Consider the following 11,507-nt stretch of genomic DNA (forward strand, 5'->3'; position numbering starts at 1 on the left):
CGCTCTCCAGACGGGGGAACACCCCCCCCCCCCCCCACCCCCCTCCCCCCCCCCCCCCCCCCCCCCCCCTCCCCCCCCCCCCCCCCCCCCCCCCCCCCCCCCCCCGCGACCGGGCTGGCCGCCTTCGCCGACCCGGCGGCCTCCCGCCTCTACTGGACCGAGGCGCTGTGGGACACCGGCCGGGTGGGCCGCCTCGACTATGTGTCGAAGCAGTCGCTGCAAGGGGTGCTGGCCCGTCTCGGCGAGCCCGGCCGACCGCTGTGGGCGTCGGCGGTCCTGCTCACCCTGTGCGTGTGGGCCTGGCGGTCCCGCCGGGCGGTCACGGCCGGTAACTGGCCGGCGGCGTTCGCGCTCACCGGTACGGCGGCCTGTCTGGTCAGCCCGATCACCTGGGTGCACCACCTGGTGTGGCTGTTGCCGTCCTTCGCGGTGCTGGTGCGCGCCGGGCACCGGCGCATCGCGGGCGCCCTGTACGCGGTGCTGTGCACCAGCGTGGTGTGGCTGTGGGCCGGCGACGCCGGTGGCCCCGGCGGATTCCTCGGCGCCAACGCCTACGTCTGGATCTCGCTGGCTCTGCTGCTCGGCCTGCCGACGGGTCAGCCCCGGGCCGCCCGGCCGCCTTTGGCCCTGAACGCCAGTGCCGCGGCTCCCGCGCCGAGCCCGGAGAGCCCCGCGACGACGGCGGCGGAGGACCAGCCCGGGTCGTCGTCCGAGGCCGGCGGGCCGGCGGCCGCGACCGGCGCGACCGACGGCTCGGCGCGGGAGGGCGGGCGCAGCCCGTCCAGCGATCCCACCGGGTCCACCTGCCCGGCCGCCGCGAAGCCCCAGTCGAGCAGCGCGCGGGCCTCCTCGTACACGGTCAGCCCGCCGTCGGCCTGAGGGTTCAGCACGCTCACCACGAGGGTGTGCCCGTTCCGGCGGGCCGCGGCGACCAGGGTGTTGCCCGCGTTGCTGGTGTAGCCGTTCTTGATCCCGATCAGCCCCGGGTACGGCGTCACGCCGTCCTCGCCGGTCAGCAGCCGGTTGGTGTTCTCGATGGGGTACGACGAGCCGTCACCGGGAAAGACGGCCACGGCGGTGGCGCAGTACCGGGCGAAGTCGGGGTTGCGCAGGCCCGCGCGGCCGAACACCGCCAGGTCGAAGGCGGAGGAGACCTGGCCGGGGGCGTCGTAGCCGTCCGGGGAGACCACATGGGTGTCCAGCGCGCCGAGCGTGCGGGCCTTGTCCTGCATGCGGGCGGCGGTGGCCTCCCAGCCGCCGCCGAGCCGGGCGAGGACGTGCACCGCGTCGTTGCCGGAGCTGAGGAACACCCCGCGCCACAGGTCGGCCACCTGGTAGGTGTGTCCCTCCTCGACGCCGACCAGGCTGCTGCCCTCGCCGATGTCGGCCAGTTCGTCGTAGCGCACGGTGTGCTGGAGCCCGCCGGGCAGCACCGGCAGCACGGTGAGGGCGAACAGGGTCTTCAGGGTGCTCGCGGGCGGCAGTTCGCGGTGCGCGTCGTGGGCGGCCAGCACCTCCCCGCCGCTCGCGTCGGCGACGAGCCAGGAGAGCGCCGAGACGTCGGGCACCTCCGGTGCGCCCCGGTGCGGCCGGACCTGGGTGCCGGACCGGTACAGCAGGGAGGGACCGGGCATCGCCGCCGGGGGGCGGGGCGGCGCGGGCTCCCCGGCCGGGGGTCCGGCGGCGGCAGCGGCCGGTGTGAGCACCAGCAGGCCCGCCACACAGAGGGAGCAGGCCGACACTGCCGCACGGTACGAGAATCCGGTGACCATATGCCCAACCTACGAACAGGGTGGGGGTCCCTCACCCTGTCGGGGCCGTTCGGGGTGCCGGGCAACCCGGATGCCGCACCGGGCCGCCCCGGGACCGGCTGTCAGCCGGCCGGGAGGGTGGGCCGGACCTGCCGCAGGAACGTGGCGTTGTCGGGGGTGGCGCGCAGCCGTTCGAGCAGGGTCTCCATGGCGGACGGACCGCCCTCGCGGGAGCGCAGCGCCCGGCGCAGTCCGCGGGCGGCCGCCAACTCGGCGGGGGTGAGCAGGAGTTCCTCGCGCCGGGTGCCGCTGGCGTCGAGGTCCACGGCGGGGAAGACCCGCCGGGCGGCCAGTTCCCGGTCCAGGCGCAGCTCCATGTTGCCGGTGCTCTTCAGTTCCTCGAAGAAGTAGCCGTCGGCGCGGGAGCCGGTGTCCACCAGTGCCGTGGCGAGGATGGTGAGGGAGCCGCCCTCCTCGGCCTGGCGCGCGGCGCCGAAGAACCGCTTGGGGCCGATCAGCGCGCCCGCGTCGACACCGCCGCTCAGGGTGCGCCCGCCGGCGGCGGAGGCGTTGTTGTACGCCCGGCACAGCCGGGTCAGCGAGTCCAGCAGGACGACGACGTCCTCGCCGGCCTCGACCAGCCGCTTGGCCCGCTCCACGACCAGTTCGGCGAGGGCGATGTGGTCCTTCGGCGAGCGGTCGAAGGTGGAGGCGTACACCTCCCCGCGCACCGAGCGGCGCATCTCGGTGACCTCCTCGGGCCGTTCGTCGAGCAGCAGGACCATCAGCCGGCACTCGGGGTGGTTGCCGGCCACGGCGGCGGCGAGCTGCTGGAGCAGCACGGTCTTGCCGCTCTTGGGCGGGGCCACGACGAGGCCGCGCTGGCCCTTGCCGACCGGCGCGAGCAGATCGGCGACCCGCCCGGTCAGACCGGCGCCGGGGTGTTCCAGGCGCAGCCGCCGGTGCGGGTGGAGCGGGGTGAGGTCGCGGAAGTGGCGACGGGCGCGGGGCTCCCCGGGAGCGCGTCCGTTGACGCGGGCGATCTCGGTCAGGGCGCGCCGGGCGTCCCGGACGCCCTCGATCAGGTCGCCCGCGCGCAGTCCGTGGCGGCGCACGAGCGCCGCCGTGACCTGCGGGTCGGCGGGGGAGGGCAGCAGGCTCGCGGCCCTCAGGTGCCCCTTCCCGTGCGCGTCGATGTCCAGGACGCCGGTGACGAGCGGGGCGGCCGGTGCCTGCGGGGTTTCGGGGCGGGGGGCGAGTGCGGTGGTCATGCGGATGTCCTTTCGCGGACGGAACAGGAAGGAGAAGCGGGGGTGGGGCCGCGAGCGGAGGCGTCTGCGACTGCCTCGGGGCGGCGGGAGGAACGCCTCGGGTAGGGCGGAGAACGCCCGCACGAGGCGGTACCGGGAAGCTGAGGCGCCGGGGACCGGGGGATCCGGGACGGCGGCGAACCGATCAGCTGAGGGAGACTGGCACCGGCGCCCACCTTGGGCGTGCACGAGTGCTGACAACACGCTACCACCGCTCGGGGCGCGGTGTCCGTGATCCCGTCAACAAAGGACCGGAACGCGGCATTCCCGCGAGACCGGACGCCCTTCCCGGACCGGTCGGCCGTGGCAGACGCAACGGCAAGGCGCCGCAGGAGAGTTGAGGAGGCCCGGTGCGGGCGCCCGCCCGATCGCGGCGGGGGCGCGTCATCGCGGCCGGTCGCTCGTGGGAGTGGTCCTGCGGCGTGGAGCGGACCGCGGCACCCGGCGGTGCGGCACAGTGGCCGCGTGCCTCGCCGACTTCTTCCGCTGGTGGTGGCGGCGCTGGTGAGCGTCGCCGGCTGCACCACCGTCACCCCTGGTCCCGACCCCGGTCCCGCCGGCTCCCGGCGCGCCCTCCCGCCGGACGCCCCGGCCGCGCCGTCGGCCCTGCGGGCCCCGGCCGGCGAGCCGGCCGACCGGGCCGCACTCGTACGCACCGGCAAAGGACACCCGGAGCGTCCCGGCCCGGCGGAGCCGGCCCGCGGCGCCGCTGCCGGCGGCGGACCGGCGTCCGCCGCCCCGCCCCGGGCCACCGCCGCCGACCCGCCGCCCCGCCGTCCGCGCACGGAGCACGGGCCGGCCGGACGGCACCCGGCCCCCCGTCCGCGTACGGTCTCCCGGCCGCCCGCCGCCGTGATGCGCGACCTGTGCCGCCGGGCGGACGGCGTGGCCGCCCCCGAGATCGTCCGCCTCTGCCGCGAGACCTACGGCTGACGCCGGGGATGGCGGTCCGCGGCAACGCCGTAGGCTGCCGCCATGTTCGGTCCCGAAGGCCCCACGCTCCGTGAACTCGCCGTGCAGGCGCTGTCGTCCGTCGAGCGCGGATACGACCTGCTCGCCCCGAAGTTCGACCACACCCCCTTCCGCACCCCCGACGACGTGCTGGACGCCGTGGCCGAGGCGCTCGCGCCGCTCGGGCCGTTCACGGACGGGCTCGACCTGTGCTGCGGCACCGGCGCCGGCTTCCGCCCGCTGGCCCGGCTGTGCCGACGGAGCGTCACCGGGGTCGACTTCAGCGCCGGCATGCTCGACGTCGCCCGGCACCGGGTGCGGCCCGCCGGGCCGCCCCGCGTCGCCTGGGTGCGCGGCGACGCCCGGGCGCTGCCGTTCACCGCCGCCTTCGACCTCGTCGTCTCCTTCGGGGCGTTCGGCCACTTCCTGCCGGCCGAGCTGACGGGACTCTTCGCCGGGGTCCGCTCGGTGCTGCGGCCCGGCGGCCGTTTCGCCTTCCCGGTGTTCGCCCCGCCCCGCCCCACGCAGCCCGGTTACTGGCTGCTGGAGGGCTTCGACACGGTGATGCGGGTGCGCAACGCGCTGTGGCGGCCACCGTTCGTCATGTACTACCGGGCACTGCGACTCGGCGCCGTCCTCGGGGAACTGGAGCGGGCGGGGTTCGAGGTCGGGACCCGCGTCCTGCCCGGGTTCGGCCGGCGGGCCGACGGCAGCCCGCGGGGCCGGCTGGTGGTGGCCCGGACCGCCGGCGCGCCGGACTCGGCGGTCACACCGCGGCGGGCAGGGTGAACTCGTAGACCAGCGCGTCCTGTTCGGCGTGCACCACCAGATCCGTGATCTCCAGCGGGCGCGCGTACTGGTCGTGCACGCGCCGGGTCACCCGGACCGAGGAGGCCTGGGAGACGTGGATGATGCAGTCCCGGTGGTGCAGGCACAGCCCGGCCTTGCGCATCCAGTCGTAGGCCCGCCGCAACTGCGCGGGCGTGGCGCCGTCGGCCCGATCCCGGTACCGGGCCAGCTCCGCCACCTCGGCCAGGGCCACCGCCGAGAAGGAGGTCACCGCCGTGCGCAGCGACCGGCCGTCCGGCGCGACCGAGCGGTAGCGGTGCACCAGTGTCGGCCGGTGCGGAGTCAGGCCCAGTTCCCGCGCGTGCTCCGGCGGCGGCGCCTCCCAGGTCACCGTCGCCTGGTCGACCGCGCACGGATCCGCCGTCCGCGAGCCCACCGGGAAGGCGAGCGAGTCCGGCGACTCCACCGGCCGGCCGGGCAGCATGGCGTGGCTGCCGCGCCGGTCGGTGGCGACCACACCGCCGCGGCGCAGCACCTCCAGCGCCTGGCGGATGGTCTCCCGGCTGACCCCGAAGTGCGCGGCCAGGTGCCGCTCGCCCGGCAGCCGTTCACCCGGCGGGATGGTGCCGTCGCGCAGCTCGCCGAGCAGCAGTGCCGCTATGCGTCCGTACAGGGGCCGGCCGTCGTCGGGCGGGGGATCGTGCGGGGTGGTGCGGGCCATGCCGCGCCCTCCTGTCGGTGACAAGACGTAGTCGTACGGGTTCGGTGCGCGACCACAATTAGCATTGGTCTAAACCACGAGGGAAGGGCAGCCGTGGCTTTCGACCGAAATCCGCCCGCGTGTCACGGCGGTCACCGGGGCGCCGTGACACGCGCTCACAGGGCCCGGTAAAGGGCGTCGACCAGCGCCGTCTTCCGTGGATCATCGGCGAAGCGGGACCCCATGCGGTTCATGACATAGCCCAGCGACACCCCGGCCTCCGGGTCGGCGAGCCCACAGGAACCGCCGAAGCCGTCATGGCCGAAAGCGCGCGGGTTCGGTCCGTACAGCCCCCGGGGCCCGCTCAGCCAAACACCGAGCCCGATCTCGGTGTCCTCCTCGAAGGCCGCGCCCAGCACCAGGTCGCGGCCGGGGCCCTCGCTCTCGCGCACCCGCTCCGCGGCCCCCGCGGACAGGAACCGCCGGCCGGCGACCGTGCCGCGCCCGGCGAGGACGCCGTACAGCGCCGCCACCGCCCGCGCGGTGCCGTGCCCGTTGGCCGCCGGGATCTCCGCCGCCCGCCAGCCGGCGCTGTTCGCCTGCGCGGGACCGGCGGCCGGGTTGGTCAGGGCGGCCCGCGCGACCGGTGACAGGTTGCCGAAGAACGCGACCTGTTCGGCGCTCGGCCGGGCCGACGCGGGCACCAGTTCGGCCGCCCGGCCGGCCTCCCGCGCCGGCAGCCCCACGGTGAAGCCGCCGCCGAGCGGCCCGGTCAGCTCCCGCTCCAGGAAGGCCCCCAGGCGCAGGCCCGAGACCCGCCGTACCACCTCCCCGACCAGGAAGCCGTACGTCAGCACGTGGTACCCGGCCCGGGTGCCCGGCTCCCACCACGGCGCCATGGCGGCGAGCCGGGCGGTGGTCAGCTCCCAGTCGTACAGCTGCTCCAGGGTGTGCGGCTTGCGCAGCCCGGACAGCCCGGCGCGGTGCGACAGCAGATGCCGCACGAGCACCTTCTCCTTGCCCTCGGCGGCGAATTCCGGCCAGTAGGCGGCCACCGGCGCGTCCAGGTCGAGCAGCCCCCGGTCGGCCAGCAGGTGGGCGCACAGGGCCACCACGCCCTTGGTGGTCGACCACACGTTCACCACGGTGTCCCGCTCCCAGGGCCGGGTCCGGGCCGGGTCGGCCCAGCCTCCCCACAGGTCCACCACCGTCTCCCCGCCGACGGTGACCGCCACCGCCGCGCCCAGTTCCCCGCGTTCGCGGAAGTTGTCCTCGAAGGCCTGCCGCACCTCCGCGAACCGCGGATCGCAGTGCCCGTGGACCGTCGCGGCCGCCCGCGGTGTCTGCCGTGTCTCCTGTGTGGACATGAGGCCTCCGTCGTCGCCGGGAACCCGGGTCCGCGCCGACCGCGGCCCGGGGCGTTCCAGAACGTACGGACTGCCCGGTCCGGAGGGAAGGGCGGGCCCCGGCCCGGCGCCGGGGTTCAGGCGTACGAGCGCAGCCAGCGCACCTTCGCCGCCTCGTGGAAGGGGCCGCCGCCCTCGTGGTCGTTGAAGTCGTACACCTCGATGGTCTTGTCCTCGTGGCCCCAGGCGTTGAACGCCGCGAACACGGTCGACGGCGGGCACGTCTGGTCCTCCAGGGCCGCCGAGAACAGGGCGGGCGCCCGGCCCCGGGCCGCGAAGTGCACCCCGTCGAAATAGGACAGCGTGCGCCGCACCTCGGCGGTGCGCCCGCGGTACGTCTTGAGGAAGAGGCCGATCTCCCGGTACGGGTGACGGTCCGTCAGGGTCACCGCGCGCGGGAAGTCGCAGAGGAACGGCACGTCCGGGGCGACCGCGGCCAGGTCGGGGACCAGGGCGCCGACCGCGATCGAGAGGCCGCCGCCCTGGCTGGCGCCGAGGACCGCGGTCCGCGTCGCGTCGGTCAGCGGGTGCGAGCGGGCCGCCTCCACCGCGCGCACCGCGTCCGTGATCACCCGGCGGTAGTAGTAGTTCTCGGGGGCCTCGATGCCCCGCGTCATGTACCCGGGGTAGGCCGGGGCCGCGCCGACCGGATCCGGGGTGGCGCCCCCGCCGCCCCAGGCGCTGCCCTGCCCGCGGGTGTCCATCAGGAAGTGCGCCCGGCCCGTCGACGCCCACAGCAGGCTCTCGTGCGGCAGGCCGCGCCCGCCGCCGTAGCCGAGGAACTCCACCACCAGGGGGAGCGGTTCGGTGGCCCCTGCGGGCAGCCGCAGCCAGCCCTTGACGGGATGGCCGCCGAACCCGGCGAACGTCACGTCGTAGACCTCGACCGTGGTCAGGCCGGTCTCCACCGGCTCGAACCGCGCGTCCAGGTCGTGTTCACGGGTCTGCCGAAGCGTCTTGTCCCAGAAGGCGTCGAAGTCCTCCGGTTCGGCGGACTCGCTGCGGTACGCGCGGAGTTCGTCCAGGGGCAGATCGAACAGGGCCATCAACAACCGCCTTTGCGAAGGGAGACTGTGCGGTCTCACCGTACGTGGGTGGTCGGATCACTCGCCAGGGACATGACGGGCCCCGCCGTCCCGCCAAAGATTCAACGCCCCAGGTCCGGGCTTGCGCAAGCGTTTGCTCCCGGAGGGCACGCACAGTGACGGCGGGTGCCCAGTGGTCGGGTCACCCGCCGGTCACGTCCGTGGCTGGGTCCACCGCGGCCCGGTCCGCTCCCACTCCTGCTCCCACTCGGCGAGCCGGTGCCTGAGCGCGACCCGGCGCCCGATCGCCCGGCCGAGGAGCACCACCGTCGCCGTGCCGCCCGCCGCGCACAGGCCGACGGTCACCGCGTGCTGCCACACCGCCATGTCGTCCGGCGGCGCCGCCACATTGCGGCCCCGGGAGTCGAGCCACACCGAGACCGGCTCCCCGGGGCGGGCCCCGGCGGGCACCCGGACCCACTCGGTGCGGACACCCCGGCCCGGCTCGGTCCACCGGACCTGGGCGCGGTAGGGCTGCCGGCGCTCGCCCTGGGCCGCGGACGGCCGCTCGGCCGGGTCGCTCACCACGACGGCACGCACCTCGTGGCGCTCCGCCCGCTGCGCCGCGGCCAGTGCCCGGGCCTGGTCATGGGCGCGCAGTCCGGTGAACACCCCCACCAGGGGCGCGGCCACGCACAGCAGGACGGCGACCGTCAGCACCGTCCACGCCTCCACGACGTCCGACCGGCGCCGCAGCGGATTGCGCCGCCAGCGCCAGCCACGCACCCGGGTACGCATGTCCACCTCCTCGCCACCGCCGGAGCCGGTGGACGGGCGGAGCCTGACCGCCGTCCCGCCGCCTCCGCCGCTCACGCGCGTGAACGTCCACACCCGTCTCGTACCCCGTTCGGCGCACCTCGCGCATGCCGTGAACCGCGAGTTCCGGCCCAAATGGCGCACGGCGGACACCACGCGCCCCACGATCGCGCGCCGGGCGCCGTCGCGCGACCCGGGCGCCGGGGCAGGGCACCGGGGCGGAGGCGGGACGCACCGTACGGCCCGGCGGGGCGGCGGCGGGCCGCACGGTCAGCCGAAGCGCTCGATGCGGATGCGTTCCACCGGCTGGCCCGCCGCGACCAGCAGCCGGGAAGCGTGCTCGGCGAAGGCGTTGGAGCCGCACACATAGGCTTCCCACCCACCGGCGGGCTGCTCCGCCAGGAGGGGCGCCACATGTGCGGCCGTCATACGTCCCACCGGCACACCGGGCGGCGCGCTGCGGGTGAACACGGGGGTCGTCTCCGCGCCCAGCTCGGCCGCGTAGATCAGGTCCTCGGGGCCGCGCGCCGACACGAGCATCCGCAGCGGGACGGTCAGGCCGCGCGCCCGGTGGTGCCGCACCATCGACATCAGCGGCACGACGCCGGAACCGGCCCCGAGCAGCAGCGCGGGCCGGTCGCCCGGCCAGGCGAAGAAGCCGCTGAGCGGGCCGCGCACCTCCACCGTGTCGCCGGGGCGGGCCACCGTGTGGAACCAGCCGGAGACCTCGCCGTCCGGCACCCGGTCCAAGGTCAGCTCGATGTGCCCGGACGCGTCCGGCGCCGACGCGATCGAATAGTGGCGCTGTGCCGCATAGCCGTCCGCCGCGGTCAGCCGCAGCATGAGGTGCTGGCCCGGCAGATGCCCCGCCCAGGCCGGCACCGCCAGCCGGAACGTGGCCGCGCGCGGCGTCTCGCGGCGGATCTCCGTCAGCGTGGCGGTCTGCCAGCGCGACGCCACAGGCCCGCCCACGGCGATCCGCCCGGGCACCGCGAACCGCGTCGGGGCGGTCGTCGTCTCAGTCACCGGAGTACCGCTGCTCCTCCCACGGATTGCCGCGCTCGTGGTAGCCGTTGCGCTCCCAGAAGCCCGGCTCGTCGTGGTCGAGGAGCGTGATGCCCGCGACCCACTTGACGCTCTTCCAGAAGTACAGGTGCGGCACCACCAGCCGTGCCGGGCCGCCGTGCTCGGGCGCCAGCGGCGCCCCGCCGTACTCCCAGACGATCCAGGCCCGCCCGCCGGTGAGGTCGGCGAGCGGCAGGTTGGCGGTGTAACCGGTGTGGGAGTAGGCGAGAGCATGTGTGGCGGACCCATGTGGCCGCACCACACCGAAGAAGGCGTCCAGCGAGACGCCGCCGAATCGCACACCGAACTTCGACCAGCCGGTCACGCAGTGGATGTCGCCCTCGTACGCCGACGCGGGCAACGCGTGCGCCGCGTCCCAGTCCCAGGTGTGCGGGCGCTCGGCCAGGCCGTCGACGCGGAAGGACCAGTCGGCGGGCGAGAGGTCGGGAGTGACCTCGGCGGACAGGACGGGCCAGTCCTCGCGCGCGTCGTACTGCCCGGGCGGCAGCCCCGGGTTCGCCGCGCGCGGGCGGCCCGTGAAGCCTCGCGTGACGTTCATGGTTCAACCGTACGCTGTCGTTCCGGGTGCTCCGCGCCTGGCCGGCGCCCGCATCGTTGCGGCCGTGTGAACACTGCCGGGAGGCGGGAATACCGCCCCGGCGCCACTCCTTGCCGATCGGTGCCGGCCCCGGTGGGCCGGCGGCACAGCGAGAGACCGCCGAGAGAAGCGAGGAAACGAGGATGCCCCAGGCCTATGTGACCAGGACCGCGACCGAGGGGGCCGCATGAGCGTCGTGAGCGGTCCGGGCGGCCCCGGCCGGAGTGCCGCCGGCGTCCCGCACGTCCTCGACAACCCGGCCCTCGCCTCCCTGACCGGCCCGCACGCGCGCTTCGCCGAGCGGCGCGGCCGGGTGCTGCGCTACCCCGTCGACGTCTCGCCGTGGCTGGCGCTGCCGGACGACCCCGACGAGCGGGACTGGGCGGACCTCGCCGCGCTGGCCGGTCCCGGCGCCGAGGTCCCGCTGCCCGGCTTCGGCGGCCGGGTCCCGGAGGGGTGGGAGATCACCTTCCGGGTCGAGGGCGTGCAGCTGGTGGACGACGGGCTGGCCGCCGCCCCGGATCCGGAGGCGGTGCGCCTCGGGCCGGCCGACGTGCCCGAGATGCTGGACCTGGTGGCGCGCACCCGGCCCGGGCCGTTCCTGCCGCGCACCGTGGAACTCGGCACCTACCTCGGCATCCGCCGCGGCGGTGCGCTGGTCGCCATGGCGGGGGAGCGGCTGCACCCGCCCGGCTGGACCGAGATCAGCGCGGTCTGCACCGACCCCGCCTTCCGCGGCCAGGGCCTGGCCACCCGCCTGGTCCTCGCGGTGGCGCACGGCATCCGGGAGCGCGGCGAGACACCGTTCCTGCACACCGGCGCCGGGAACACGGGCGCCATCCGGCTGTACGAGTCCCTCGGCTTCCGGCTGCGCCGCCGCACGACGTTCCTGGAGGCACGGGCACCGCAGCGCCAGACCGACGACGACCGCGAGCCGGTGCCGGTGCCGGTCCCCTAGTCCCCCCGTGTACGGCCGGGACGCCCACGCGGCCGACGCCGCGCCGTCCCGGCCGGGGGGGGGGGGGGGGGGGGGGGGGGGGGGGGGGGGGGGGGGGGGGGGGGGGGGGGGGGGCGGGGGGGGGGGGGGGGGGTGGGC

The 11,507-nt window shown here is 76.0% G+C and carries 12 protein-coding genes; 3 read left to right on the forward strand and 9 right to left on the reverse strand.

Annotation, left to right across the window (positions count from 1 at the left end; translation table 11 throughout):
* Positions 1-197: 197 nt before the first annotated feature.
* The 3 genes from ACZ63H_RS14195 to rho form a co-directional block, all read right to left on the reverse strand.
* The gene (locus ACZ63H_RS14195) at positions 198-488 is read right to left on the reverse strand and encodes a hypothetical protein (RefSeq protein WP_469864684.1); all 291 of its coding nucleotides are present in this window, start codon (positions 486-488) and stop codon (positions 198-200) included.
* A 108-nt stretch (positions 489-596) separates the two neighbouring features.
* Positions 597-1,772, reverse strand: coding sequence for a D-alanyl-D-alanine carboxypeptidase family protein (locus ACZ63H_RS14200; protein ID WP_469864686.1), 1,176 nt, complete (start codon positions 1,770-1,772; stop codon positions 597-599).
* A gap of 101 nt (positions 1,773-1,873) precedes the next feature.
* Positions 1,874-3,022, reverse strand: coding sequence for a transcription termination factor Rho (rho, locus tag ACZ63H_RS14205; RefSeq protein ID WP_469864688.1), 1,149 nt, complete (start codon positions 3,020-3,022; stop codon positions 1,874-1,876).
* A gap of 504 nt (positions 3,023-3,526) precedes the next feature.
* Here rho and ACZ63H_RS14210 point away from each other — a divergent pair.
* Both ACZ63H_RS14210 and ACZ63H_RS14215 read left to right on the forward strand, forming a co-directional pair.
* Positions 3,527-3,994 carry a hypothetical protein gene (locus tag ACZ63H_RS14210; RefSeq protein ID WP_469864690.1) on the forward strand — a complete coding sequence of 156 codons (468 nt, stop codon included), beginning with the start codon at positions 3,527-3,529 and terminating at the stop codon, positions 3,992-3,994.
* A 42-nt stretch (positions 3,995-4,036) separates the two neighbouring features.
* On the forward strand, positions 4,037-4,801 hold the full coding sequence (locus ACZ63H_RS14215; RefSeq protein WP_469864692.1) for a class I SAM-dependent methyltransferase: 765 nt from the start codon (positions 4,037-4,039) through the stop codon (positions 4,799-4,801).
* Here the strand turns inward: ACZ63H_RS14215 and ACZ63H_RS14220 are convergent.
* The 6 genes from ACZ63H_RS14220 to ACZ63H_RS14245 form a co-directional block, all read right to left on the reverse strand.
* On the reverse strand, positions 4,779-5,522 hold the full coding sequence (locus tag ACZ63H_RS14220) for a GntR family transcriptional regulator (RefSeq protein ID WP_469864694.1): 744 nt from the start codon (positions 5,520-5,522) through the stop codon (positions 4,779-4,781). The genes ACZ63H_RS14215 and ACZ63H_RS14220 overlap by 23 nt on opposite strands.
* Before the next feature lie 155 nt (positions 5,523-5,677).
* Positions 5,678-6,868: a serine hydrolase domain-containing protein gene (locus tag ACZ63H_RS14225; protein WP_469864695.1), complete on the reverse strand. Its 1,191-nt coding sequence runs from the start codon at positions 6,866-6,868 to the stop codon at positions 5,678-5,680.
* 116 nt (positions 6,869-6,984) lie between these two features.
* Complete coding sequence (locus ACZ63H_RS14230) at positions 6,985-7,953, reverse strand: acetylxylan esterase (RefSeq protein ID WP_469864697.1); 969 nt, start codon at positions 7,951-7,953, stop codon at positions 6,985-6,987.
* Positions 7,954-8,145: 192 nt separating this feature from the next.
* Entirely contained in the window at positions 8,146-8,730 is a 585-nt protein-coding gene (locus ACZ63H_RS14235; RefSeq protein ID WP_469864698.1) for an Rv1733c family protein, read from the reverse strand.
* A 288-nt stretch (positions 8,731-9,018) separates the two neighbouring features.
* Entirely contained in the window at positions 9,019-9,774 is a 756-nt protein-coding gene (locus ACZ63H_RS14240; protein WP_469864700.1) for a ferredoxin reductase, read from the reverse strand.
* A complete protein-coding gene (locus ACZ63H_RS14245; protein ID WP_469864702.1) occupies positions 9,767-10,372 on the reverse strand; it encodes a sulfite oxidase-like oxidoreductase in 606 nt (201 codons plus the stop codon). Before ACZ63H_RS14245 ends, ACZ63H_RS14240 begins: the two co-directional genes overlap by 8 nt.
* 226 nt (positions 10,373-10,598) lie before the next feature.
* On the opposite strand from ACZ63H_RS14245, the gene ACZ63H_RS14250 reads away from it, so the two are divergent.
* The gene (locus ACZ63H_RS14250; protein WP_469864704.1) at positions 10,599-11,369 is read left to right on the forward strand and encodes a GNAT family N-acetyltransferase; all 771 of its coding nucleotides are present in this window, start codon (positions 10,599-10,601) and stop codon (positions 11,367-11,369) included.
* Positions 11,370-11,507 lie beyond the last annotated feature (138 nt).

The sequence above is a fragment of the Streptomyces sp. NPDC104831 genome (genome assembly GCF_055583025.1).

Excerpts from the sequence above, each read along its gene's own strand:
- ACZ63H_RS14200 (WP_469864686.1), bottom strand. The coding sequence starts at position 1,772 with ATGGTCACCGGATTCTCGTACCGTGCGGCAGTGTCGGCCTGCTCCCTC.
- rho (WP_469864688.1), bottom strand. The coding sequence starts at position 3,022 with ATGACCACCGCACTCGCCCCCCGCCCCGAAACCCCGCAGGCACCGGCC.
- ACZ63H_RS14215 (WP_469864692.1), top strand. The coding sequence starts at position 4,037 with ATGTTCGGTCCCGAAGGCCCCACGCTCCGTGAACTCGCCGTGCAGGCG.
- ACZ63H_RS14220 (WP_469864694.1), bottom strand. The coding sequence starts at position 5,522 with ATGGCCCGCACCACCCCGCACGATCCCCCGCCCGACGACGGCCGGCCC.
- ACZ63H_RS14225 (WP_469864695.1), bottom strand. The coding sequence starts at position 6,868 with ATGTCCACACAGGAGACACGGCAGACACCGCGGGCGGCCGCGACGGTC.
- ACZ63H_RS14230 (WP_469864697.1), bottom strand. The coding sequence starts at position 7,953 with ATGGCCCTGTTCGATCTGCCCCTGGACGAACTCCGCGCGTACCGCAGC.
- ACZ63H_RS14235 (WP_469864698.1), bottom strand. The coding sequence starts at position 8,730 with ATGCGTACCCGGGTGCGTGGCTGGCGCTGGCGGCGCAATCCGCTGCGG.
- ACZ63H_RS14245 (WP_469864702.1), bottom strand. The coding sequence starts at position 10,372 with ATGAACGTCACGCGAGGCTTCACGGGCCGCCCGCGCGCGGCGAACCCG.
- ACZ63H_RS14250 (WP_469864704.1), top strand. The coding sequence starts at position 10,599 with ATGAGCGTCGTGAGCGGTCCGGGCGGCCCCGGCCGGAGTGCCGCCGGC.